General features: G+C 70.1%; 24 protein-coding genes. 18 read left to right on the top strand and 6 right to left on the bottom strand.

Annotated elements, in window-relative coordinates:
• Positions 1-11 precede the first annotated feature (11 nt).
• Together RUR_RS05665 and RUR_RS05660 are read left to right on the top strand one after the other, a co-directional pair.
• Complete coding sequence (locus tag RUR_RS05665; protein WP_283133789.1) at positions 12-1,217, top strand: L,D-transpeptidase; 1,206 nt, start codon at positions 12-14, stop codon at positions 1,215-1,217.
• A gap of 68 nt (positions 1,218-1,285) precedes the next feature.
• Positions 1,286-1,933 (top strand): iron chelate uptake ABC transporter family permease subunit, encoded by a 648-nt coding sequence (locus RUR_RS05660; protein WP_346349021.1) that lies wholly within the window; start codon positions 1,286-1,288, stop codon positions 1,931-1,933.
• On the opposite strand, the gene trpD is transcribed toward RUR_RS05660, so the two are convergent.
• Both trpD and RUR_RS05650 read right to left on the bottom strand, forming a co-directional pair.
• Positions 1,905-2,951 (bottom strand): anthranilate phosphoribosyltransferase, encoded by a 1,047-nt coding sequence (gene trpD, locus RUR_RS05655; protein WP_283133788.1) that lies wholly within the window; start codon positions 2,949-2,951, stop codon positions 1,905-1,907. The two genes, RUR_RS05660 and trpD, sit on opposite strands and share 29 nt — an antisense overlap.
• 68 nt (positions 2,952-3,019) lie before the next feature.
• Entirely contained in the window at positions 3,020-3,412 is a 393-nt protein-coding gene (locus RUR_RS05650; protein ID WP_283133787.1) for a response regulator transcription factor, read from the bottom strand.
• Between the two features lie 166 nt (positions 3,413-3,578).
• Here RUR_RS05650 and ctaE point away from each other — a divergent pair, with 166 nt between their 5' ends.
• From ctaE to qcrB, 4 genes are read left to right on the top strand one after another with little or no spacing between them, the layout of a single operon-like run.
• Positions 3,579-4,193 carry an aa3-type cytochrome oxidase subunit III gene (ctaE, locus tag RUR_RS05645; RefSeq protein ID WP_283133786.1) on the top strand — a complete coding sequence of 205 codons (615 nt, stop codon included), beginning with the start codon at positions 3,579-3,581 and terminating at the stop codon, positions 4,191-4,193.
• A gap of 12 nt (positions 4,194-4,205) precedes the next feature.
• Entirely contained in the window at positions 4,206-5,066 is an 861-nt protein-coding gene (gene qcrC / locus RUR_RS05640; RefSeq protein WP_283133785.1) for a cytochrome bc1 complex diheme cytochrome c subunit, read from the top strand.
• Positions 5,059-6,150 (top strand): cytochrome bc1 complex Rieske iron-sulfur subunit, encoded by a 1,092-nt coding sequence (gene qcrA / locus RUR_RS05635; protein ID WP_283133784.1) that lies wholly within the window; start codon positions 5,059-5,061, stop codon positions 6,148-6,150. Before qcrC ends, qcrA begins: the two co-directional genes overlap by 8 nt.
• Complete coding sequence (gene qcrB, locus RUR_RS05630) at positions 6,147-7,784, top strand: cytochrome bc1 complex cytochrome b subunit (RefSeq protein ID WP_283133783.1); 1,638 nt, start codon at positions 6,147-6,149, stop codon at positions 7,782-7,784. The genes qcrA and qcrB overlap by 4 nt, the downstream gene beginning before the upstream one ends.
• A gap of 62 nt (positions 7,785-7,846) precedes the next feature.
• Here qcrB and RUR_RS05625 read toward each other — a convergent pair whose 3' ends face one another.
• On the bottom strand, positions 7,847-9,169 hold the full coding sequence (locus tag RUR_RS05625) for an NYN domain-containing protein (RefSeq protein WP_283133782.1): 1,323 nt from the start codon (positions 9,167-9,169) through the stop codon (positions 7,847-7,849).
• 279 nt (positions 9,170-9,448) lie between these two features.
• Between RUR_RS05625 and RUR_RS05620 the strand changes: the two genes are divergently transcribed.
• From RUR_RS05620 to RUR_RS05595, 6 genes are all read left to right on the top strand, one after another.
• Positions 9,449-11,182, top strand: a complete 1,734-nt coding sequence (locus RUR_RS05620) for a DEDD exonuclease domain-containing protein (RefSeq protein ID WP_283133781.1) — start codon at positions 9,449-9,451, stop codon at positions 11,180-11,182.
• 80 nt (positions 11,183-11,262) lie between these two features.
• Entirely contained in the window at positions 11,263-11,550 is a 288-nt protein-coding gene (locus RUR_RS05615; RefSeq protein ID WP_283133780.1) for an Lrp/AsnC family transcriptional regulator, read from the top strand.
• Between the two features lie 144 nt (positions 11,551-11,694).
• The gene (locus tag RUR_RS05610; protein WP_283133779.1) at positions 11,695-12,693 is read left to right on the top strand and encodes a C40 family peptidase; all 999 of its coding nucleotides are present in this window, start codon (positions 11,695-11,697) and stop codon (positions 12,691-12,693) included.
• A gap of 14 nt (positions 12,694-12,707) precedes the next feature.
• Complete coding sequence (locus RUR_RS05605) at positions 12,708-13,931, top strand: gluzincin family metallopeptidase (RefSeq protein ID WP_283133778.1); 1,224 nt, start codon at positions 12,708-12,710, stop codon at positions 13,929-13,931.
• An 82-nt stretch (positions 13,932-14,013) separates the two neighbouring features.
• A complete protein-coding gene (locus tag RUR_RS05600) occupies positions 14,014-15,219 on the top strand; it encodes a M48 family metallopeptidase (protein ID WP_283133777.1) in 1,206 nt (401 codons plus the stop codon).
• Entirely contained in the window at positions 15,216-16,337 is a 1,122-nt protein-coding gene (locus RUR_RS05595; protein WP_283133776.1) for a glycosyltransferase family 4 protein, read from the top strand. The genes RUR_RS05600 and RUR_RS05595 overlap by 4 nt, the downstream gene beginning before the upstream one ends.
• A gap of 9 nt (positions 16,338-16,346) precedes the next feature.
• On the opposite strand, the gene RUR_RS05590 is transcribed toward RUR_RS05595, so the two are convergent.
• A complete protein-coding gene (locus RUR_RS05590) occupies positions 16,347-18,128 on the bottom strand; it encodes an AMP-dependent synthetase/ligase (RefSeq protein WP_283133775.1) in 1,782 nt (593 codons plus the stop codon).
• A gap of 209 nt (positions 18,129-18,337) precedes the next feature.
• Here RUR_RS05590 and RUR_RS05585 point away from each other — a divergent pair, with 209 nt between their 5' ends.
• From RUR_RS05585 to RUR_RS05565, 5 genes are all read left to right on the top strand, one after another.
• Positions 18,338-18,775, top strand: coding sequence for an SRPBCC family protein (locus RUR_RS05585; RefSeq protein ID WP_283133774.1), 438 nt, complete (start codon positions 18,338-18,340; stop codon positions 18,773-18,775).
• Positions 18,772-19,215, top strand: a complete 444-nt coding sequence (locus RUR_RS05580) for a hypothetical protein (protein ID WP_283133773.1) — start codon at positions 18,772-18,774, stop codon at positions 19,213-19,215. Before RUR_RS05585 ends, RUR_RS05580 begins: the two co-directional genes overlap by 4 nt.
• A gap of 39 nt (positions 19,216-19,254) precedes the next feature.
• Positions 19,255-20,145: an ROK family glucokinase gene (locus RUR_RS05575; RefSeq protein WP_283133772.1), complete on the top strand. Its 891-nt coding sequence runs from the start codon at positions 19,255-19,257 to the stop codon at positions 20,143-20,145.
• A gap of 7 nt (positions 20,146-20,152) precedes the next feature.
• A complete protein-coding gene (locus RUR_RS05570) occupies positions 20,153-20,824 on the top strand; it encodes an endonuclease/exonuclease/phosphatase family protein (RefSeq protein WP_283133771.1) in 672 nt (223 codons plus the stop codon).
• A 70-nt stretch (positions 20,825-20,894) separates the two neighbouring features.
• Positions 20,895-22,151 (top strand): beta propeller repeat protein, encoded by a 1,257-nt coding sequence (locus tag RUR_RS05565; protein ID WP_283133770.1) that lies wholly within the window; start codon positions 20,895-20,897, stop codon positions 22,149-22,151.
• 24 nt (positions 22,152-22,175) lie between these two features.
• Here the strand turns inward: RUR_RS05565 and RUR_RS05560 are convergent, their stop codons facing one another.
• Both RUR_RS05560 and RUR_RS05555 read right to left on the bottom strand, forming a co-directional pair.
• Positions 22,176-22,661, bottom strand: coding sequence for a hypothetical protein (locus tag RUR_RS05560; protein ID WP_283133769.1), 486 nt, complete (start codon positions 22,659-22,661; stop codon positions 22,176-22,178).
• Positions 22,662-22,680: 19 nt separating this feature from the next.
• Positions 22,681-23,442, bottom strand: coding sequence for an alpha/beta hydrolase (locus RUR_RS05555; protein WP_283133768.1), 762 nt, complete (start codon positions 23,440-23,442; stop codon positions 22,681-22,683).
• A 106-nt stretch (positions 23,443-23,548) separates the two neighbouring features.
• On the opposite strand from RUR_RS05555, the gene RUR_RS05550 reads away from it, so the two are divergent.
• Positions 23,549-24,256: a lysophospholipid acyltransferase family protein gene (locus tag RUR_RS05550; protein WP_283133767.1), complete on the top strand. Its 708-nt coding sequence runs from the start codon at positions 23,549-23,551 to the stop codon at positions 24,254-24,256.
• Positions 24,257-24,273: the final 17 nt, after the last annotated feature.

The raw sequence follows: 24,273 nt of genomic DNA, 5'->3' as shown, positions 1-24,273 counted from the left end.
AGATTGCCCCAATGATCGTGGTTGGCGCAGGCCTGCTGCTGTCCACCGTGCTGACGGGGGAGCGCGCCTGGGCATCGGGCGACCAGCTCCCGCTCGCGGTGAGCATCACACCACAAGCCGGGTCGGAACGTGTCCTTCCCGACCAGCCTGTGTTGGTCGCCGCGATCGGTGGAACGCTCCAAACCGTCTCCGTGTCCGTAAAGGGTGTCCCGGTCGCCGGGCGGTTCAGCGCGGATCGCAGCCAATGGCGGACCGATCGGCCGCTGCGGCCGGGGGTGACCTACACGGTGACCGCCGTGGCGGCGGACCGGTCGGGCAAGCGTGAGCAGCGGGAGGCCGTCTTCAGCACCCAGCCGGCGAAGGAGACCTTCAAGATCGAGGACGTCACGCCCTCGCTGGGTGAGCCCGTCGGGGTCGGCATGCCCATCATGGTGAAGTTCGACAAGGAGATCGTGAACCAGGCCGAGGTCGAGCGGGCGCTGACGCTGGAGATGTCCAAGCCCGTCGAGGGGGCCTGGCACTGGATCGACAACCAGAACGTGCACTTCCGGCCGAAGGAGTACTGGCCCGAGCGCAACCGGATCCGGCTGGTCGCGCAGCTGAACGGGGTGAGCGGCGGGAAGGACCTGTACGGCTCACGCGACCTCGCGGTGGACATCAAGATCGGCAGGTCGCAGATCTCCACGATCAACCTCCGTACCCACCACATGACGGTGAAGCGCGGCGGCAGGAAGATCCGCAGCATCCCGATCAGCGGCGGCCGCGGCGGGCTGTACAAGTACACCACGACCAGTGGGATCCACCTGGCGATGGAGCGGAACGGGCACGTCGTCATGACCTCGCCGGACGCCGGTCCCGGCCAGGCGGGGTACTACCGGCTGGATGTCTACAACGCGATCCGGATCTCCAGCAGCGGGGAGTACGTGCACGGCGCCCCGTGGTCGGTCGGGTCGCAGGGCTACGCCAACGTGAGCCACGGTTGCGTCAACGCCAGTCCCTCGAACGCGAAATGGCTGCTCGACAACACGCTCATCGGGGACCCCATCGTGATCACCGGGTCCAGCCGCCGGCTGGAGCACATGAACGGCTGGGCGCAGTGGGAGATTCCCTGGCGGAAGTGGGTCGCGGGGAGCGCGTTCAAGTCGAGCCTCCAACCGGACAACGCCCTTGAGAGCCCCGCGTCGGGGACGAATCAGGCCGCTGCCGCACCTTCGTGACATCAATCACCCGACAAGTCCTCATCCCGGGCTGTGCCGACGCGACGGTTTAGGTTAGCCTAACCTAAATTCCATTCGCCGAAAGGCTGGCCCGGCCCCGGGCCCTGATCGGCGCCCTCGCCGAGGCATGCCTCGGACTTTCCGGGGCGATCTTCCAATCGCCGGCCCGGAACGCCCTGGGCGGTCCGGACCTGCTCGGCGCGGGCCTGGCCGCGGTGGTCGTGATCTCCCTCGGGCTTGGCGGCTCGCTCGCCGTCGCGGGCGCGGCCCTGGTCGGCGCGCTCGCCGTCTACCTGCTCGCCTACCGGCGGGGGCTCGGCGGGATGCGGCTAATCCTGGTCGGCGTCGGGATCAACGCCCTGATCCTGAGCGCCACCACCCACGTCCTCACCCTGACCGAGCTGCACACCGCCCAGCAGGCGCACACCTGGCCGCTAGGCAGCTTCAACGGCTGTACCTGGGAGCAGGTGACCCTCCTCGCCGCGGCGACCGTCCTGCTGCTTCCGGTGGTGCTCACCGGGGTCCGGCGGCTCGGTCCGCCGGCGCTCGGGGACGACCTCTCCCGCGCCCTCGGCCTTCGGGTCGAGCGGGCCAGGCTCGCACTAATCGTCGTCGCGGTCGCCGTGTCGGTGGCGTTCGTCGCCCTGGTCGCCCCGCACAGGTCGTCTCCCGGATCGTGCCTACCGGTCAACCCCGCAGGGATTGGCTGGTTTTGACCCAGCGGTCGAGGGCGGCGGAGGCGGCGCCGGAGTCGACGGCACCGGCGGCGCGCTCGTAGGCCGTACCCATCGCGGTGTCGAGGTTCTGCGTGAGGTCGCCGTCGAAGGCGACCAGCGCTGCGGCCGCGTTGAGCAGGACCGCGTCGCGGACCGGGCCCGTCTCGCCTTCGACCAGGCGGATCACCGCCTGCGCGTTGTACTCGGCGTCCCCGCCGCGCAGCGCGTCGGGCGCGGACCGGGGGATGCCGAGGACGGCCGGGTCGAAGACGGTCTTCACGGTCGTCCCCTCGCCGACGGCCCAGACGGTGGAGGTGGCGGCGGTGCTGAGCTCGTCGAGCCCGTCGTCGCCGCGGAAGACCAGGGCGCGCACGCCGCGTTCGGCGAAGACCCCGGCCATGATCTCGGCCATTCTCGGGTCGAACACCCCGATCGCCTGGGTGCTCGGCCGGGCCGGGTTGGTGAGCGGGCCGAGGAAGTTGAAGAAGGTGGGGATGCCGAGCTCGCGCCGGGCCGGGCCGGCGTGCCTCAGCCCGGAGTGGTACAGGGGGGCGAAGCAGAAGGCGATGCCGGCTTCGTCGGCGACGCGCGCGGTCTTCTCCGGGGGCAGGTCGATCACGACGCCGAGCTGTTCGAGCACGTCGGCCGCGCCGCACTTGGAGGACGCGGCCCGGTTGCCGTGTTTGACGACCTTCGCGCCGGCGGCGGCGGCCACGATCGAGGCCATGGTGGAGATGTTGACGGTGTGCGCCCGGTCGCCGCCGGTGCCGACCACGTCGACGGCCGGTCCGGCCACCGTGATCGGGGTGGCGTTGTCGAGCATGGCCCGGGCGAGCCCGGTCACCTCGGCGACGGTCTCCCCCTTGGCCCGCAGCGCGACGGCGAATCCGGCGATCTGGGCCGTGGTGGCCGACCCCGCCATGATCTCGCTCATGGCCCAGGTGGTCTCGTCGGCCGTCAGGTGCTCGCCGGCGAGCAGTGCGGTGAGCAACGCGGGCCAGGTGTTGCGCGCGTCCATGGGTTCTCCTCGCTGATCTGGGGGGATGACCAGGGGGCCGACGGGTCGGGGTGTGGCCGGGGGCCGGGTTACGTCAGTTGCGTGGCTGCGCGCCGCCGCATCAGGTCGGCGACGGCCTCGGCCAGCGCCATCGGGTCGATGGGCTGGGCGACGACGGCGTCCGCGTGGGACCAGTTGGCCAGCCACCGGTCGTCCTGGCGGGCGATGATGAGGCAGACCGGCGGACAGTTGTAGATCTCGTCCTTGGCCTGCCGGCAGATGCCCATGCCGCCGGCGGGCTGCGCCTCGCCGTCGAGCACGGCGATGTCGATGCCGCCCTTGTCCAGGTGTTTGAAGACCGCGGGCTCCGTGGCGCACTCGACGATCTCCACCAGGGGAACGTCCGCGGCGGGGCGACGGCCGAGCGCCAGGCGCACCTTCTCGCGGGTGGCGGCGTCGTCGCTGTAGACGAGGACCCTCATGATGTGCTCGCTTCCTCACTACCTATGGTCAACTCGGATGTTACCGGTAGTGTCGGAGTGGGTGCCCATGAACAGGCGCGCAACAGCCGTATTTCCGGACGTATGCTGACGCTGACGACCCCTTAACGGGGGGTCGCGCGGCGAGGCGGGCACCCGAGCCGACATAATGCTGCCCGTGGCGACAGCATCCGCAGTTACAGCTAAGACGGCGCACTCCTCCCGTCGGCCGAATCTGGTCAGTGTCGGGACGATCGTGTGGTTGTCCTCTGAGCTCATGTTCTTCGCGGCGCTGTTCGCGATGTACTTCACCATCCGGTCGGTGAGCCTGGGACAGGGCCTGAAGTGGCCTGACGCTCACCTCAACGTGCCGTTCGCGCTGTTCAACACGATCATCCTGGTGCTGTCGAGTGTGACGTGCCAGCTCGGCGTGTGGGCGGCGGAGAAGGGCCAGGTCAAGAAGCTGCGATTCTGGTACATCGTCAGCTTCCTGATGGGAGCCTGGTTCATCGGCGGTCAGGTCGTCGAGTACCTGGAGCTGGCCGCGCAGCACACGACGTTGTCGTCGAGCGCCTACGGGTCGGTCTTCTACCTGACCACGGGCTTCCACGGCCTCCACGTGACCGGTGGACTGATCGCGTTCCTCTTCATGCTGGGACGTACGTACGCCGCGAAGCGCTTCACCCATGAGCAGGCGACCAGCGCGATCGTGGTCTCGTACTACTGGCACTTCGTCGACGTGGTGTGGATCGCCCTGTTCCTGACCATCTACTTCATTCAGTAAGCGGAGATATCCGTGAAATCGATCACCGCGCGCCGGCGGCATCCCCTCGCGAGATACGCCGTCTTGTTTCTCGCCCTCCTTTTGTTTGGGGGCGGTTACGCGTTCCTGGCCCCGGTGGGGGGCAAGGCGGACGCGTCGATCGCCCAGGGCGCGAACGCCGTCGACGACATCGCCGAGGGTAAGAAGATCTTCGAGGCCACCTGCGCGAGCTGCCACGGCGTGAACGCGGAGGGCACCGCCATGGGGCCCTCGCTGATCGGTGTGGGGGCCGCGTCCGTCGACTTCCAGATCAGCACCGGCCGTATGCCCGCGGCCGCCCCCGCCGCGCAGATGCCGCGCAAGGCGATCGCGCCGGTCTTCGAGTTGCCTCTGGACCAGCGCAAGCCCGGCCAGCCCACCATCGACACGAAGAAGGTCGCCCAGGTCGCGGCTTTCATTCAGTCGCTCGGCGGCGGCCCGACCGTGCCGACCGACGCGGATGTGGATCCGGCGACCGGAAACGCGGCCAAGGGCGGCGAGCTCTTCCGCGCCAACTGCATCCAGTGCCACAACTTCGTGGGCTCCGGCGGGGCGCTGACCGGCGGCAAGCACGCCCCGGACCTCGGCAAGGCCTCCGCGAAGGAGATCTACGAGGCGATGATCACCGGGCCGCAGGCCATGCCGGTGTTCAACGACTCGGTGATCACTCCCCAGGAGAAGAGGGACATGATCGCCTACATCTTGGCCGTGCAGAACCAGCCCCACCCCGGTGGCGCGAGCCTCGGCGTGATCGGCCCCGTCACCGAGGGCCTCGCCGCCTGGGTCGTCGGCATCGGCCTCCTGGTCCTCGCCGCCATCTGGATCACCGCGAAGAGGCGGCAGGTCAATGACTGAGCACGACGAGAACAGCGCCGGGTGGCGTTCGCCCAAGCGGGTCGTGGGCACGCCCTCCCCGGCCGAGAGCCGCTACACCCTCGGCCAGGCGGAGCCCCCCTCGCCGAAGACGCCTGTGATCGAGGGCGTCGAGCCGCGGGATGAGGGCAAGGGTGCCGAGCGGGTGGTCGCCCTCTGCTTCCTGATCACCTTCCTCGCCGGCATCGCCTTCATCGTCTTCTACGTGATGTTCCAGGTCGGAACCATCGAGAAGGCCCAGATCTCCAACCTCGCCCTGGGCGGCACCCTCGCGCTGGCGCTGCTGGCACTGGCCACCGGGGTGACGGTCTGGGTTCGGGCGATCATGCCGAAGTACCACCTCGTTCAGGAGCGGCACCCGCTCGTCTCCGACGAGGCGACCCGCGACGAGGTCGGCTCGACCTTCCTGCAGGGCGCGGCGGAGAGCGGCATTCCCAAGCGGCGGCTGCTCCGCCGTACGCTGCTGCTCGCGGTGGCCCCGCTCGGACTCCTCCCGCTCGTGCTGCTCAAGGACCTCGGCCCGCTGCCGGGGACGGTGCTGCGCCACACGGTCTGGGGGAAGAAGACCAAGGAGGGCAAGGAGCGCAGGCTGATCATCGAGGGGACCGGGAACCCGATCAGGGCGGCGAACTTCAACTCCCCCGGCGGTATCCTCTCGGTCGTGCCCGAGGGGTATGAGCACGATCTGAACGAGCTCGCCAAGTCCACCCTGATCCTCATCAAGTTCCGCCCCGAGGAGCTCAAGGCGGGGACGAACAAGAACTGGACGGTCGACGGCATCGTCGCCTACTCCAAGATCTGCACACACGTGGGCTGCCCCACCGCCCTGTACGAGCAGACCACCCACCACATTCTCTGCCCGTGCCACCAGTCGACCTTCGACGCCACCGACGGTGCCAGGGTCATCTTCGGTCCCGCCGCGCGTCCGCTGCCCCAGCTGCCGCTCGGCCTCGACGCTGAGGGCTACCTGGTGGCCAAGGGAGACTTCCCGGTACCCCCCGGACCCAGCTTCTGGGAGCGCGGGGACGCCGAGGCCGAGGTCAGGGCGAAGGGAGGCCACGCGTGAGCGAGCCCAAGCAGACCGTGCCCAAGCCGATCGCCGGTGTGAGTGGCTACATCGACGACCGCATCGGCGCCGGCAACTTCCTCAAGCGGAACCTGCGCAAGATCTTCCCCGACCACTGGTCGTTCCTGCTGGGGGAGATCGCGCTCTACTCGTTCATCGTCATCCTGCTCTCGGGGACGTTCCTGACGTTCTTCTTCAAGCCCAGCATGGCGCACACCGTCTACGAAGGCTCCTACGCCCCGCTCCGGGGCATCGGGATGAGCGAGGCGTACAAGTCCACGCTGGAGATCAGCTTCGACGTCCGGGGCGGACTGCTCATGCGGCAGATCCACCACTGGGCGGCGCTGCTGTTCGTCGCGGGCATGATGGTGCACATGCTCCGGGTGTTCTTCACCGGTGCCTTCCGCAAGCCCCGTGAGATCAACTGGATCATCGGCGTCCTGCTGCTCACCCTCGCCCTCGCCGCCGGTCTGACCGGCTACTCGCTCCCGGACGACCTGCTCTCCGGCGCGGGTCTGCGGATCACCGAGGGTGTGCTCATCTCGCTGCCGCTGGTGGGCAGCTACGCCACCTTCCTGCTCTTCGGCGGGGAGTACCCCGGGTTCGACGTGATCCCGAGGTTCTACACCCTGCACGTCCTGCTCATCCCCGGCATCATCCTGGCGCTCATCACCGCCCACATGATCTTGATGTGGGTGCAGAAGCACACCCAGATGCCGGGCAAGGGCCGGACCGAGAAGAACGTGGTCGGCGCGCCGTTCTACCCCGCCTTCATGGCCAAGGCCGGTGCGTACTTCCTGTTCACCTTCGGGGTGCTCGCCGGGCTCGGCACCTTCGCCCAGATCAACCCGGTCTGGCTGTTCGGGCCGTACAACCCGGCGGACATCTCCGCCGGATCCCAGCCCGACTTCTACATGGGCTTCCTCGAAGGCTCGCTCCGGCTCATGCCCGCCTGGGAGATCAACATCGGCAGCTACACCCTGCCGCTCAGCGTGATCATCCCGGCGCTGGTGCCGATGGGCATCATCATGACCGGGCTCGCGCTCTGGCCGTTCCTCGAACAGTGGGTCACCGGCGACAAGCGGGAGCACCACGTGTGCGACCGTCCCCGCAACGCTCCGGTACGGACGTCCGTCGGCTTCGCCGGGATCACCTTCTACGGGGTGCTCTGGCTGCTCGGCTCCAACGACGAGCTCTCGGTCGCCTTCGACGTCTCCCTGTTCGCGACCACCTGGTTCGGCCGGATCGCGGTTATCGTCGGTCCGATCATCGCCTTCCTGATCTCCTACCGGATCTGCATCGGCCTGCAGCGCAAGGACGCCGACGTCCTCGGCCACGGGGTCGAGTCCGGCGTGATCAAGCGGCTGCCGCACGGTGAGTTCGTCGAGATCCACGTCCCCGCCCGCGAGGACGTGGCCGCGCACCTGCGCGGGAAGAAGGAGATCCCGAGCCTGGAGGCCCCGGTCGACGAGCGCGGCATTCCCGCGCCCGGGGTACGCGGCCTGATCGGCAAGGTGCGCCTCACCCTCAACCGGGCCTTCCGTGCGGACGACATCCCGCTGGAGGAGGGCCACGGCCACGAGGAGGAGCACAAGGCCATCGGCGCCGGAAGCGGTCACAAAGCCGACCACTGATCGGTGGAGTGTTCGGACGGGGTGGCCGGGTCGACCGGCCGCCCCGTTCGGCGTTCGGAAGGTCAGGCGCGGCCCAGCCGGCGGAGCAGGAGCGCGGACAGGACGGGCCGGGCGCCGAGCCGGGCGACCGACTCGGCGACCTCCCGGTCTGAGGAGATCACCGCGACGGCGCGACCGGTCGGCTCCGCCCGTACCAGCTGCCTGATGAGGTCGTCGGCGGTCTGCCCGGGGGCGCTGAAGCGGACCCTGACCCCGCGCGGTGAGCTGACCGGGACCGGGGCGTTCAGCTCGGCCCCGTCGAAGACGCAGGTGACCTCGGCCCGGGTCTGCGCGGCGAGCGCGCTGAGGCCCCCGACGAGGCGGGCCCGCTGCTCGGCGAGGGTGAGCGTGCCGTAGCCGGTCTTGGTGACGTTGTAGCCGTCGACGATGATGTGGAGCTGGGGCAGGATCAGGATCTGGTCGAGCAGCGCGGGGTCGTCGTCGGCGAGCGCCCGGGCGGGGAGTCTGCGGGCGCCCTGCGGCCCCGGGGTGACCGCGCTGACCGTGTCGGCGGGCTTGCTGATGACCGAGGGCAGGGCGAGTTCCCGGCGCAGACCCGCCGCGGCGTCCTGCAATGCGTCGAGGAGGATTCTGAGCCGGGCGTCCTCCGCGGTCCTGCCTTCCCGGGCGGCGCGTTTGCCCGCCTCCAGCTGGTTCTCCGCGGCGGCGAGCCGTTCCCTGAGCCGTTTCAGCTCGGCGTCGCCCGCACCGGCCGCCAGGGCCGTCTCGGCGCGCAGCGCCGCCATCGCGTCGGCGAGGGTGTTCGTCTCCTCCTCGGCGGCTTTCAGCCGTTCCCTGGTCTCGTGGAGCTTTCGCCGCAGGTCGGTGTTCTCCGCCCGGACCGTCTTGAGCTGTTCGCGCAGCCGGTCCGCCTCCTCCTTCCCGGAGACCTTCGCGGCGGTGAGCTGCGCGCGCAGTTTGGCGGCGGTCTCCTCGGCGGCGGCGCCCTCGGCGGCCGCGGTGGAACGCTCGATGTCCTCCCGGGCGACCTCGATCATGTCGTGCCAGCCGACGGGACGGATCAGGTAGGCCGCCGCGGCGATGAGGACCGGCTCGGCCGCGGGCGGGACGGCGCCTTCACGCAGGCCGGCGACGAGGTCGGGCCAGGCGTCGCTGAGGGCCTGCCCGACGTGTTCGCGGAAGTCCTTGTCCGATTCGAGCTGCGCGGCGATGGAGGTCCCGGCGAGCCGGGCGCGTTTCCTGGGGTCGAACCGCGCGATGGCCCGGAGTTGCGGCGGCACGTCGGCAAGGGCGAGTGTGCCGAGAACCTGGGCGCCGAGGTCCACCACATGCTGGCGGACGGCCTCCGGCAGCGGCCGGTGCAGGGTCTCGTCGTCGGAACTCACGACGGGACCTCAGCACACATCCCCGGACACTTCGCGGGCCACACGGCAAGATATACCCGCTCACCAGCCGATCCATGACTTCGGCTGCCGGCGGGGCCGCCATGTGATCCAGGCACGGGTCACTCCTCTTGTGGTGTTGCAGGCAAGCGTACGGCTTTGACGCGCACGGTCCGTCTCGACGTTGTACGTCCAGTTATAGACAATCACGTGTTGGATACGGGTAACTGTGAACGGGGTTCAGAGGCAACCTTGTCGGTGCCGGGATCTAAGGTCGCAGTCGTGGAGGCAGTCCAAGGGAGACTCGACGAGCTCGGCACCCCCCTCTCCGAGACCACTTTCGTGGTTTTCGACCTCGAGACCACCGGGGGTTCGGCCGCGGAGAACGCGATCACTGAGATCGGCGCCGTGAAGATACGGGGAGGCGAGGTTCTCGGCGAGTTCGCCACCCTGGTCGACCCCGGCGGGCCGATACCCCCCTTCATCACGGTGCTGACGGGGATCACCGACGCCATGGTCATGGCCGCGCCGCGCATCGAGTCGGTCCTGCCGTCGTTTCTGGAGTTCGCCTACGGCAGCGTGCTCGTGGCGCACAACGCGTCCTTCGACATGGGTTTCGTCAAGGCGGCCTGCGCCGCGCACGGCTACCCGCCGCCCGCCAACCCCGTGGTCGACACGGTCGACCTGGCGCGCCGGGCGCTCACCCGGGACGAGGCGCCCAACTGCAAGCTGGCCACCCTCGCCCGGGTCCTCGGCAGCCGGACCGAGCCGTCCCACCGGGCGCTCGCCGACGCCCGGGCCACGGTGGACGTGTTGCACGCCCTGATCGAGCGGGTCGGCTCCTTCGGCGTGCACACCCTGGAGGAGCTGAAGGGCTTCGTCCGGGCCCCGACGCCGGAGCAGCAGCGCAAGCGCCATCTCGCCGACGCGGTGCCGGGCGAGCCGGGCGTCTACGTGTTCGAGGACGGCGACGGCCACGTGCTGTACGTCGGCAAGAGCACGAGCCTGCGCACCCGGGTCCGCTCCTACTTCACCGCGAGCGAGACCCGTACCCGGATCCGGGAGATGATCGGCATCGCCGAGCGGGTCCGGACGATCGTGTGCGCGACGCCGCTCGAAGCCGAGGTACGGGAGCTCCGGCTCATCGCCGAGAACAAGCCGCGGTACAACCGGAGATCCCGGTTTCCGGAGAAGGTGGTCTGGCTCAAGCTCACCGCGGAGGTGTTTCCGCGGTTGTCGGTGGTCCGGGAGCTCAAGGACGACGGGGCGGCGTATCTGGGCCCGTTCTCCTCCGCCAGGAACGCGGAGTACGCCAGGGACGCCTTGCACGAGAGCGTGCCGCTGCGCCGCTGCACGGACCGGATCACCCTGCGCAAGGGGCGGGCCGCGTGCGTGCTGTTCGAGATCGGCCGGTGCGGCGCGCCCTGTGAGGGCCGGCAGTCGGCGGAGGAGTACGCCTCGCACGTCAAGGTGGCCAGGGAGGCGATGGAGAGCGACGTCCGTCCGGTGGAACGTGCCGTTCAGGCCAGGATCGACCTGCTCTCGGCGGAGTTGCGGTACGAGGAGGCGGCGGAGGACCGCGATCGGCTCGCCTCCTATGTCCGGACCGCGGCCCGGATGCAGCGCCTGGCGGCGCTGAGCGGGCTCACCGAGCTGGTCGCGGCGCGCCCGGCGTTCGCCGGGGGATGGGAGCTGCACGTCATCCGGTACGGGCGGCTCGCCGCCTCGGGGGTCATGCCGCGCGGCGCCCATCCGGCCCTGTATGTGGAGGCGCTCACCGCCACGGCCGAGACGGTGCCGCCGGGCGCCGGTCCGACCCCGCGGGCGAGCGCCGAGGAGACGGACGTCATCCTGCGCTGGCTGGTCTCGCCGGGGGTGCGGCTGGTCCAGGTCGACGGCACGTGGAGCGAGCCGGCGCACGGGGCCGGTCGGCTCAAGGCACGGCTGGACGCCGCCTATCCCAGGGCCGACCCGGGTGGTCCCCGGACCCCGCGTGAGGGCCGTCCGCTCCGGTAGGCGGGGGAACCCCGTGCGGAGGGGCCTGGGCCGGGTACGGACTAGAGTCGGAGACGAACCCGACATTCAGGGAGGAACGCGTGGTTACCGCGATCGTGCACATCAAGGCGGACGTCGCCCGTATCCCCGAGGTCGCCGAGGCCGTCGCGGACATCGACGGGGTGAGCGAGGTCTACTCCATCACCGGTGAGTACGACCTGCTCGCCATGGTCCGCGTCTCAAGCTACGAGCGGATCGCCGACGTCGTCCCGCGCACCCTCAACAAGGTCCCCGGCATTCTGCACACCGAGACCCACGTCGCCTTCCGCACCTACTCCAAGCACGACCTGGACGCGGCCTTCTCCATCGGCCTGGCCGACGCGGACTGACGCGGCGACTCGTCCGGACGGAGGCCTTTTCCCGGGTTGGGCCTGATCGACAAATCCGGAATCGCTTGAAAACACGGCGTTCCCTTCAGTACTGTCTCGCAGGTCCGTCATTTCGGAAGAGTCGGAAGAGGGAGCTTCGTCTAGGTGGGTTCGCGAGGTTCCGGCTCAACAGCAGCCAAGGTCGTCGGAATGGGACTGGCCGTCACGCTCGCCGTGACGATCTGCGGTGAGTCCGCCGTGGCGGAGCCCCGGCCGACGCTCGCGCAGGCGCGGGCCAAACTGGCCAAGCTCAACGATCAGATGGACCAGTACGTCGAGCGCTACAACCTCGCCACCGAGCGGTGGAAAGAGGCCAAGAAGAAGTTCGACACGGTCAACGCCGAGCTGACCAAGGAGCAGGAGCGCGTCGAGGTGCTGCGCCGCGACGTCGCCCACATGGCGGCGGTCGCGTATCAGAGCGGCGCCGCGGCCTTCGCCCTGCCCAATCTGATCGGTGCCGAGAACCCCACCGACGCGCTGGACCAGATGGCCTCCTTCACCCAGCTCGCCACGAGCCAGGCGCTGATCGTCACGTCCTACCAGTCGGTCCTGGACAAGCTCACACGGCGGCGGAACGACGCCAAGACGCTGGTCACCGAGGCGGACAAGGCCCGCAAGGACGTACGGGACGAGCGGACCAAGATCGAGAAGGCGGTCCGGGAGCAGTTGAAGCTGCTCAGGCGGCTCGGCACCTACAAGGCGGGCAACCCCAACAGCCCCGGCCTGAAGTACAACGGGCCGGCGTCCGGCAACTCCCTGGCCGTCCTGCGCTTCGCCTTCGCCCAGATCGGCAAGCCCTACCGGTGGGGCGGCACCGGCCCCGGCTCCTGGGACTGCTCCGGGCTCTCCCAGGCCGCCTGGGCCAAGGGGGGCGTCTCCCTGCCCCGGACCACCACCCAGCAGTGGGCGTGGGGCTCCAGCCGGCGCGTGTCGATGGACAACCTCCGGCCAGGTGATCTGATCTTCAGCAGGGGCCTGGGGCACATGGGCATCTACATCGGGGACGGGAAGATGCTGCACGCCCCCCAGACCGGGGACGTCGTCAAGATCACGCCGTTGTCCCGGTACGGCAACCACAGGTTCCTGGGCGGGATCCGCCCCTGACGTAGACTCGCCCCGTGCGCAGCGTGGCCGTCGGCCGGGTTCTGCCGGCGGTCGTGTGCGCCGGTCTCTGCCTGGCGCTTCCGGCCGGGGATCGGATACCGGCGGAGCCGCGGGCTCCGCGGATCCCGGCGGCGTCGGCGGCCGGGGTCCCGGTGGCGGCCCGAGTGGACCCGGCGGTCCGGGCGCTGCTGGAGCGGCGCGCCGCGGCCGTACGGGATCGGGACCGGGACGGGTTTCTCGCGGCGGTGGATCCGGGGGCGGCGGAGTTCCGGGCGGCGCAGGCCCGGCTCTTCGATCGGCTGACCCGGCTTCCGTTCGCCGACTGGCGGTACACCGTCGACGGCGGGGACGGCGCGATCGCGTGGGTCGTCCTGTCGTATCGGCTGCGCGGGTTCGACCGGGATTCCGTCACCCGCAGGCAGTACGTCGAGATCTCCCCCCGGGGTCTGCTCGCCGGAGACGGCCGCTCGGCCGGGCTGGCCGACGATCCGGAGATCTGGGACGAGGAGTCCGTTGCGGTGACGGCGGGCCGGCGGTCCCTGGTGATCGGGGCCGGCGCCGGGATCGCCGAGACCGCCGCCCTGGTGGATCAGGGGATCGAGTCCGTCACGCGGGTCTGGGGGAGCGACTGGACCCGGCGGGCGGTGGTCCTGGTGCCGGGCACGGCCGCGCTGGCCGAGGCGCTCACCAAAGGCGGCCTTTCGGACATCGCGGCGCTGGCGACGGTCGCGACGGGTCCCGCCGGGGTGCCCGGCCGGGGGACGGGCGATCGGGTCGTGCTGGTGCCCGAGGGGTTCGCCCGGCTGTCGGAGACCGGGCGCCGGATCGTGCTCGCCCACGAGCTGACCCATGTCGCGACCCGGGCGGTGACCACGTCCACGGTCCCCGCCTGGCTGGTCGAGGGCTTCGCCGACTACATCGGCTACCGGGATTCGGGGATGAGCCGGTGGCAGGCGGCGCGGGAACTCGCCCGCGAGGTGCGGGCGGGGAAGATCCCGGGCCGGCTGCCGGGGCTGCCCGCGTTCGAGGCCGACGCCCCGCGGCTGGCGCAGGCCTACCAGGAGGCCTGGCTGGCCTGCGAGTACATCGCCACCCGGTGGGGCGAGCAGACGCTCGTCCGGCTGTACCGGGAGGCGGAGCGCTCCTCGGAGCGGGCGGCCCTCGCCACGGTGCTCAAGGTCGGCCCGGACCGGTTCACCGCGGACTGGCGCCGCTTCGTCCGGGACACCCTGGGCTGAGTTCCCCCTGCGCCCGGCGAACTCGTGCCGCGCGGGGCGTCCCTCCGGCGGGGAACGGGCGCCGCCAAGTACGCTGTGGCGCGTGAGATCACGAGCTTGGGCCGGGCTGACGGTATTGGGGGCCGCCTTGGCCGCCGTGATCGTGTTCACCACGCCCTGGAGCGCCCTGTCCGCCGAGCCGGCCCCGCTTGCCGAGTACTTCACCCCGGAGGAGATCGCCCGTTCCCGGGCGTTCGACGCGGCGGTGAACGTTCCCGGCTACCTCTCGCTCGCGCTCACCCTGGTCTTCGCGGTGCTGCTGGTGGTCACCCCCTGGGGCGGGCGCCTGATGCGGCGGCTGCCCGGCCCCTGGGCCGTACAGGTGCTCATCGGGGTCGTGCTCGTCGAGCTGGTCCTGCGGTTGATCACATTGCCGTTCTCGGCGTGGGGCGAGACGGTGCTGCGCCACTACGGCCTGTCGGTGCAGGACTGGGGGAGCTGGCTTCTGGACAAGGCCAAGGGTTTCGCGATCAACACGGTGCTCGTCGCGGTGCTGGTGCTCGCCCTGGTCGCGCTCGCCCGGCGGTTCCCGAGGTCGTGGTGGATCCCGGCGGCGCTCGGGGGCGCGGCCCTGACCGTCCTGGTGTCGTTCGTATACCCGGTGGTGGTCGAGCCGGTCTACAACGACTTCAAGCCGATGGCGGCCGGGCAGCTCCGCTCCGACCTGCTCGACCTGGCCCGCAAGGACGGGGTGCCGGTCGAAGACGTGCTGGTCGCGGACGCGTCCCGGCGGACGACCGCCCTCAACGCGTACGTGTCGGGATTCGGGGCGACCCGTCGCATCGTGGTGTACGACACGCTGCTCAAAGGCGCCACCCCGGAGGAGATCAAACTGATCGCCGCCCACGAGCTGGGGCACGCCAAGGAGAACGACGTCCTCGCGGGGACGCTCGTCGCGGCCCTGGCCACGGCCTTCGGGGCGTGTCTGATCTTCCTGCTGGTCCCGGCGCTCAAGGTGGAGTCGGTGCCGCTCCTCCTGGGGTTGTTCATTCTCTTCAACACGCTCAGCGCGCCGGTGCAGAACCTGGTCAGCCGCCGGATCGAGGCGCGGGCCGACGTACACGCCCTGGATCTCACCCGCGAACCGGCGTCCTTCGTCGCGATGCAGCGCCGGCTCGCCGTGAAGAACATCTCCGATCTGTCCCCCGACGCGCTGGAGTACCTGCTCTACTCGTCGCATCCGACGGCGGTGCAGCGGATCGGCATCGCCAGGTCGTGGGCGGCGCGCAACGGGTTGCCGGTGCCGTGAGCAGGATCCTCTTCGTCACCAACGACTTTCCGCCCCGTCCCGGTGGGATCCAGGTGTTCGTCCACGCCCTGACGCTGCGCCGCCCGCCCGGTTCGGTCGTCGTCTACGCCCCCGCCTGGCGGGGGGCCGCCGCGTTCGACGCGCGGCAGCCGTACCCGGTGATCCGCCATCCCTCGACGGTGATGCTCCCCGTCGGCTCGGTGGCGCGGAGGGCGGCACGGATCGCCGCGCGGTTCGGCTGCGACACCGTTGTGTTCGGCGCGGCGTTGCCGCTGGGGCTGCTCGCCCCCGAACTCCGCAAAGCGGGCATAAGGCGAATTATTGCGATAAGTCATGGACATGAGGCGGGATGGGCGTCGTGGTTTCCCGCCACGCGGATGCTGCGCCGCATCGGCTCCTCGGTCGACGTCATCACCTACCTCGGCGAGTACACCCGGGTACGGCTGGCGCGGGCGGTCCCCGGCCGGACCCGGCTGGCCAGGCTCGCCCCCGGGGTGGACACCCGGGTGTTCCGGCCGGGCGCCGGGGGAGCGGTGATCCGGAGGCGGTACGGGCTCGGCGGCCGGCCGGTCGTCGTCTGCGTCTCCCGCCTGGTGCCGCGCAAAGGCCAGGACACCTTGATCCGGTGCTGGCCCCGGGTGCTCGCCCGTGTCCCCGAAGCGGCGCTGCTCGTGGTCGGGGGCGGCCCGTACCGGCGCCGGCTGGAACGGCTCGCCGCCACCCTGGGCGTCGGGGCGTCGGTCACGTTCGCCGGATCGGTGCCCTGGTCGGAGCTGCCCGCGCACTACGACGCCGGGGACGTCTTCGCGATGCCCTGCCGGACCAGGCTGTTCGGACTCGACGTGGAGGGCCTCGGCATCGTCTACCTCGAGGCCGCGGCGACCGGCCTGCCGGTGGTCGCCGGAGCCTCGGGCGGGGCCCCGGACGCCGTGCTGCCGGGGGAGACCGGACACGTGGTGGACGGCCGGTCCCCGGACGCCGTCGCCGGCGCGCTCGTCGGCCTGCTCACCGACGAGGCGCACGCCAAGGCGATGGGTGAGAAGGGGCGGGCCTGGATCGAGCGCGAATGGCACTGGGACCTCGTCGCCGAACGCTTCGCCTGCCTCCTCGACGGCTGAGCGGCGGGATCACTTCCGGTAGATGGACTCGATCTCCTCGGCGAAGTCCTGGGCGACGACATTGCGCTTGAGCTTCAAGGACGGGGTGAGGTGGCCGCTGGCCACGGTGAGGTCCTCGTCGAGAAGGACGAACTTGCGGATGGACTCGGCCTTGGAGACCGACCGGTTGGCCTCGTCCACGGCCTTCTGCACCGCCGCGCGGATCTCGGGGGTGCCCGAGGCGACCGCGCCCGGCTTGCCGTTGTCCTTCCGCCACTGGTCCAGGGCCTCGGGGTCGATCGAGATGAGCGCGCCGATGAACGGCCTGTCGTCGCCGACCACCACGCACTGGCTGACCAGGGGGTGCGCCCGGATCCGGTCCTCCAGCGGCGCGGGCGCCACGTTCTTGCCCCCCGCGGTGACGATGATCTCCTTCTTCCGGCCGGTGATGCGCAGGTAGCCGTCGGAGTCGAGCTCACCGATGTCACCGGTGTGGAACCACCCCTGCTCGTCCATCACCTCCGCGGTGGCCTCCTCGTTGTTCCAGTAGCCGTCGAAGACGTGGTCGCCCTTGACGAGGACCTCGCCGTCCTCGGCGATCGCGACGGTGGTACCCGGCAGCGGCTTGCCCACCGAGCCGATCTTGTTCAGCTCGGGGGTGTTCACCGAGGTCGGCGCGGAGGTCTCGGTGAGCCCGTACCCCTCGTAGATCTCGATGCCGACCCCGCGGAAGAAGTGGCCGAGCCGCTCGCCGAGCGCCGAACCGCCGGACAGGGCGCCGGTCAGCCGGCCGCCGACCGCGGCACGCAGCTTGCCGTACACGAGCTTGGTGAAGACGGCGTGCTTGATCCGCAGCCCGAGTCCGGGCCCCGAGCCGTCCAGGGACCGGCTGTAGGCGATCGCCGTGTCGACGGCGATCCGGAAGATCTTGTCCTTCCCCTCCGCGATGGCCTTCTGCTCGGCGCGGTTGTAGACCTTCTCGAAGACCCTCGGCACCGAGAGCAGGAAGAGCGGCCGGAACGAGAGCAGCTCGGGGGCGACGTTGGCGAGATCGGGGGTGTGCCCGAGCGGGGTCGAGCTCTCCACGGCGCCGACCTCGATGATCCGGGCGAAGCTGTGTGCGAGGGGCAGGAAGAGGATGGTCGACCGGCCCTGCTGGGTGAAGACCGTCTTCAGCGCGCCGAACACGGCGGTACGGGAGGTGAAGAGCAGGTTGCGATGGGTGAGGCGGCAGCCCTTGGGCATGCCGGTGGTGCCGGAGGTGTAGATGATCGTGGCGAGGTCGTCGGCCTTGCGGCTGGTCCGGTGGGTGGCGAGGACGGCGTCGTCGACCTCGGCACCCTGCGCGTTGAGCTCGTCGAGCCTGTCGAACCGCCAGATCTGCCCAAGCTCCGGCAGTTCGGGCAGGACCTCCCGGATCCGCTCCTCGTGCTCGTCCAGCTCGGCGAAGACCGCCTTCGTCCCGCTGTCGCTCACGACCCACTGGATCTGCTCGGCGGACGCGTTCTCGTAGATCGGCACCGACACCGCGCCGACCGCCCAGACGGCGTAGTCGATGAGCGTCCACTCGTACCGGGTACGGCCCATGATCGCGACCCGGTCGCCCGACTCGATCCCGCTCGCGATCATCCCCTTGGCGAGCGCCGACACCTGGTCGGCGAACTCGCGGACGGTGACGTCGGTCCACGTCGGGCCGACCTTGCGCAGGAACACGACCGAGCCCGGATCCCGTTCGGCCCGGTCGACGATGGTGGCGACGCAGTTGGCATGGTCGGGGATCTCCACAAAACCGGGAACGTTGTACTCGCGCACGGTGACTCCTTGAACCACACCTTATTGTCGAATGCCTGGACGCTATCGTGCGAAGTTGTGCCTGGGTAGATCTCGACGCCATGGCGTTACACCGCAATGTCAGCTTATGAGTTCTTTGCGGGGGCACGAGGCTCCGGGTCGGATCCGCCGGTGTCGGCGGCCCCGGGAGCCCGCGCCGCCGAGTAGCGTTGACGCGAGGAGGAGACCTTATGGCGGATCGCACAAGGGCCGGCATCGTGATCGGCGCGGATCGGGAGTCGGTCCTGGCCGTGATCGCCGACTTCCCCGCCTACCCCGAGTGGGCGGGCCAGATCAGGCAGGCCCGGATCCTTCAGACCGGGCCGGACGGCAAGGCGACCTTGGTGCGGTTCGTCCTGGACGCCGGGATCATCAAAGACGAGTACACCCTCGGCTACACCTGGCACGGGGACGAGGGGGTCGGCTGGCGGATGGTCGAGCCGGGTCTCATGCTGTCCGGCCTGGAGGGCGGCTACCTCCTGGCGGACGCCGGGACCGGGACCGAGGTGACCTACGAGCTGACGGTCGCCCTCAAGGTGCCCATGCTCGGCATGGTGAAGCGGAAGGCGGAGAAGGTCATCGTCGACACGGCGCTGCGTGAGCTCAAGAAGCGCGTGGAGCGCGGATGAGCCCGCCCTCCGGGGCGGCGTACCGGGTACGGTCGAAGCAGGAGGAGACGATGACCGAGAAGACACCCCAGGGGTCGGCGGCCGAAGAGGCGCTGCGGCTGCTGGACGCGTTGCAGCAGCGGGTCGGCCGGGAGTTCGCCAAGGGTTTCATCAAAGGCGGCTTCGAAGGGTTCACCTCGCGAGGCTCCCGGACCCGCGGGGATGTGTGGAGCGAGGCGGTGAACGAGCCGGAGTACGGCGACGGCGAGTACATCTGCCGGGCCTGCCCGGTCTGCCGGGCGATCGCGGCGAGCCGTGGGTCCGGCCCCGACGTGGCCGATCAGGTGGCGTCGGTGGGGGGCGAGTTCCTGACCGCGGTACGAGGCGCGTTCGACGTGCTGACCAAGCCGCGCACCCAGCCCAGGACCACCGACGACGACGAAGACGACGGCCTCGGATAACGGGCCTCCCCCGCCCGGTGCCGTCCCTATCATCGGTCTATGTCGTTGACCATCGGAGTGGATGTCGGCGGGACCAAGGTCGCTGCGGGTGTGGTCGACGAGGAGGGCCGCATCCTGGAGAGGATCGGGCGCCTGACCCCCGCTCGGGATCAGGTCAAGACCGCCGAGACGATCTGCGAAGTGATCGTGGAGCTGGCCGGTCGGCACGACGTGGCGGCCGTGGGTCTGGGAGCGGCGGGCTTCGTCGACGAATCCCGGGCGACGGTCCGATTCGCCCCCAACCTCGCCTGGCGGGAGGAACCGCTGAAGCGGCGGGTCGAAGACATGGTCGGCCTTCCCGTCGTGGTGGAGAACGACGCCAACGCCGGGGCGTGGGGCGAGGCCAGGTTCGGGGCCGGCCGAGGCGAGGAGAACCTGGTCTGTGTGACGATCGGGACCGGCATCGGCGGCGGCCTCATCCTGGGCGGACGGCTCTACCGGGGCAGGTGGGGCATGGGCGGCGAGGTGGGGCACTTCCGCGTCGTCCCGGACGGCCGCCTCTGCGGCTGCGGCAACCGCGGCTGCTGGGAGCGGTACGCGAGCGGGTCGGCGCTCGGCCTCGAGGCGAAGGCGCTCGGCATGACCGAGTCCGGTGCGCAGATCACCGAGGCGGCGGCCGCGGGCCGTCGGGACGCGCTGACCGCCTTCGGCGTCGTCGGGTCGTGGATCGGCCAGGGGCTCGCCGATCTCGCCGCGCTCCTGGACCCCGGCTGCTTCGTGATCGGCGGCGGGGTGAGCGCCGCGGGCGACATCCTGCTGCTACCGGTACGGGAGGCCTTCGCGACCAGGCTCACCGGGCGCGCCCACCGCACCCTCGCCGAGATCCGACTCGCCGAGCTGGGGCCGGACGCCGGGCTGGTCGGCGCGGCGGACCTGGCCCGCTCCGGGTGACCTCGCCATGCTGATCAGGGTCGCCTCCTACAACATCCGGTCGATGCGGGACGACACGGCGGCGCTGACCCGGGTGATCCGTGCCATGCGGCCGGACGTCCTGTGCCTGCAGGAGGCGCCGAGGTTCGCCTTCTGGCGCCGGAAACGGGCCGGGCTGGCCCGCAGGACGGGCCTTGAGGTCGCGGTCAACCGCCGGAGCGGCGGTTTGGCGATCTTCACGTCCCCCCGGGTGCGGCTCGTCCACGGGGTGGGCCGTCCGCTGCGGCCGTTCGCCGGGCTGGAGCGGCGGTCGATCGCCGTCGCGGTCGCCGAGTTCGGGGGGCGCCGGATCGCCGTGGGCAATCTGCATCTGGATCTGGACGCCGCGGCCCGGTTCCACCACGCGGTCGAGGCGGTCTCCCTCCTGGACGGCCTGGGTGTTCCCACGGCGATCGCCGGGGATTTCAACGAGGAGGCGGACGGCTCCGCCCGTCGTTATCTCGCCCGGCGATTCACAGATGGCGACGGTGGGACGACTTTTCCGGCAGGATGTCCACATAAGCGGATCGACACCGTCTTCGCGGGACCTGAGGTGAGAATCCTCGCATGCGGGGTACCGGCTGCCGATCCTTCCGACCTGGCCGAGGCGAGCGACCATCTCCCGGTGCTGGCCGAGATTGAGCTGCGTAAGCCTGGATAGGGAACCTTTCACCGGCGTAGAGGACTGAAGGAGCGTGGTGCGGTCCGTCTGGGGAGACCGTGCCCATACGATGTTTCGTCACTGTGAGACCGTGGAGAACCAGGGGGAGGGGGACACGATGCCCGACGGCCGCCGCCGGACACCCGCTGTCCCGCTGAGACGGGTGGCCCCCGCGTGCGTGGTGGGCCTGTTGCTGGGAGGGCTCCTCGGCGGGCCGCTCATCCCCCCGGAACCGCCCGCACGGGGCAAGCCGCCGAACCGGATCCAAGCCGCGGCCGCGCCGGTTGCGCACGTACGGGCGGGGTCCGGGATCGACGGCTGGCAGCGGGTGGCGGTGACGGGGCTCCAAGCCAACAGCTCCCTCTCCGACGTCGTCGCGCTCGGCCCGAACAGCGTCTGGATCGTCGGCCAGCAGAACGTCTGGGACTCCTGGCAGAACCGGGCCGTGCTCTCCCGCTGGGACGGGACCGCCTGGTCGGAGGCGACGGTACGGGGTGACACCATCGGCGCGGACCACCTGCGGTCGATCGCCGCGGCTTCGCCGACGGAGCTGTGGACGGCCGGAGTGGCCCACGACGGCGGACCCTACCTGGCGCGGGGCGACGGCAACGTCTTCGACCGGGTGAACGCGCCCGTGCTCACCGCGACCGACTGGCTCGGCGCGGTCGCCGCCGTACCCGGCCGGATGGTGGCCGTCGGCAGCCGGGGGGACAAGACCCTTATCGTCTCCGCCGACGGCGGCTCCTGGAAGATCGCCGACCGGCCGCACGAGGGCACCCTGTACGGGGTCACCCTCACCGGCCGCGACTCCGGGTGGACCGTCGGGGACTCCGGGGATCGCCCGCTGATCATGCGGCTCAGCGGGAAGACCTGGCGCACCCAGCGGGTCCCCCTGGTGCGGAACGGCTTCCTGCGGGACGTCTACGCCGAGAGCGCCAAACGCGCCTGGGCGGTCGGCGGCGTCTACCAGGGGAACGGGCGATACCGCCCGCTGGTCATGAAATGGAACGGCAAGACGTGGTCCACGGTGAAGACGCCCGCCTCCGGCGCCGAACTGTACGGCGTGACGGGCGACGGCAAGGGACGCCTGTGGATCTCCGGGTACGACCCCGCCCGTCCGAGTCAGTCGTTCCTGCTCCGCCTGGACGGCAAGCGGTGGAGCACCCAGTACGGCAAGCCGATGGCGGGGAGCACCGCGGTACGGCTGCAGGCGCTGGCCCGGGTCCCCAAGACCGACGTCCTGTGGACCGTCGGGCACGTCGTCGACCGCATGGGCCGGTACGGCGAGCTCGCCGAGCGCTCGATCCGCAAGCGCCCTTCGGCCTGAGTTCCCGCGCCGGGGCGAGCGGGTTCAGACGACCGCGCCGTTGTCCCAGCCCGAGTCCTTGGGCGGCTCGTCGCCCATGTGCAGGACGAGCGTGATGAAGCCTCCGATGAAGGCGGCGATCGCGCCGAAGAGCGGCCAGCCGCCGAGCTCCCAGCCCAGCATCACCGAGAGCAGCAGGTAGGCGGGGCCGCCGAAGAGCGCGATCCAGGCGATCTTGGCTGTGACGTCCAGCGAGGGGAGCGGGGGAGGCGGCGGGGGGATGTAGTGACCCTCGTCGTCCTCGGTGTCGAACCCGGCCTCGTCGCCGTCCTCGGCCTCGTCGACCCGGCCGGGTGGGCCGGGCTCCACCAGCCGATCGGAGTCGGGGGCGTCTGAGGGCTTGGCTGTACGCCGGCTGGAGTCCGCGGCCACGTTCTCTCGCTCGGGCCACGGTGGTTCCCCGGCTGCCGGTTGATTGAAGGAGGCGACGATCTGGCGCCAGACCTCGTCCTCATCGCTTTGCGGCGTCACGTTGTCCGCTGGTCCCCCGTCACTGGTCTCTCTTCAAGGGTACCGACGCGTGCTCGCGAATGAATTCGAGGCTCCCCTCGAAGATCGCGGGCGCGTCGTTGTCAAGGGTGGCGACGTGATAGCTGTCGGGGCATTCGCGGATCGTCGCCGCGGGCAGCGCGGTGCGCAGAATGGCCACGCTTTCGGGCTTCACGACGTGGTCGTCGGGGCTGTGGAAGACGAGCACCGGCTGAGTGATCTTCCCAAGCTCGGCCGCGGTGATGGACCAGAGTTTGGGCAGAGTAGCCGCGGCCTTGACCGGCACCCGCTCGTAGGCGAGCTCGGCGACGCCCTCCTTCTTGATGTCCCCCGCCACCCCCGGGATGGAGGGGACGAGGAACTTCATCAGCATGGCGACCTTGAACAGCGGGCTGTCGGGGCGGAGCGAGGGGTTGACCACGACGACCCCGCGGATCGAGTCACCGTGCCGTTCCGCGAGGCGCAGCGCCATGCAGCCGCCGAGGGAGAGGCCCATGATGAAGATGTCGACGCACTTGCCGCGGAGTTCCCCGAATTCCCGCTCGACCTCGGCGTACCAGTCTTCCCAGCGGGTACGCGCCATCTCACGCCAGGTAGTACCGTGGCCCGGCAGGCGGGGGAGCGCGACCGTCAGACCGGCTTCGGCGAGATATTCGGCCCAGGGCCGGAGCGACTGTGGAGTTCCCGTGAATCCGTGGCACAGTAGGACACCGACTTCACCGCCTTCGTGATGGTACGGCTCCGCACCGGGTAGCAACGGCATCGAAGGTTCCTCCTCTCGGCTTGCCCGATGGTCGCACGATCCCGGGTGTAGGTGAAGGAGGCAGAAGGTGGGAAGATGGTGAAGGGTTCGCGGAGAGGGGTGGCGAGTGTTCTATTGGGTGGTTAAGGCCATTCTTAGCCCTTTCCTCCATTTTTTCTTCCGTCCCTGGTCGGAGGGGGTGGAGAACGTTCCACGGGAGGGTCCTGCGATCCTGGCCGGCAATCATCTGTCGTTCGCCGACCATTTCTTTGGCCCGCTTCAGCTTCCCCGTAAGGTTATCTCGCTCGGCAAGGCCGAATACTTCACAGGAACCGGCCTCAAAGGCTTCTTCACCAGGATTTTCTTTACCTTGGTGGGAACCGTGCCCATCGATCGCTCGGGCGGCAAGGCGAGCGAGGCCGCGCTCCGCACCGGGCTCCGGGTGCTCGGCGAGGGCGACCTGCTCGGCATCTACCCGGAGGGCACCCGATCCCCCGACGGCCGGCTGTACAAGGGGAAGACGGGCGTGGCCCGGCTGGCGCTGGAGTCACGGGTCCCGGTCATCCCGTGGGCGCTGGTCAACACCTTTGAGATGATGCCTCCCGGTCAGCTCATCCCCAGCCGCAAATGGCGGCCGGGGGTTCGCTTCGGCAAGCCGCTCGATTTCTCCCGCTATTACGGGATGGAGAACGACCGGCTCGTGCTTCGCGCGGTGACCGACGAGATCATGTACGCGCTGATGGAGCTCTCCGGCCAGGAGTACGTCGACAAGTACGCCACCTCAGCCAAGATCGAGATGCTCCGTAAGGCGAGGGAGGCCGCGTCCTCCTCTTAGGCTCCGCGGGTTCCTCT

The organism is Rhizohabitans arisaemae, assembly GCF_025996515.1.
Lineage (GTDB): Bacteria > Actinomycetota > Actinomycetes > Streptosporangiales > Streptosporangiaceae > Rhizohabitans > Rhizohabitans arisaemae.
The sequence above is the reverse complement of the archived record's forward strand: the minus strand, read 5'-3'. Positions and strand labels throughout refer to the sequence as shown.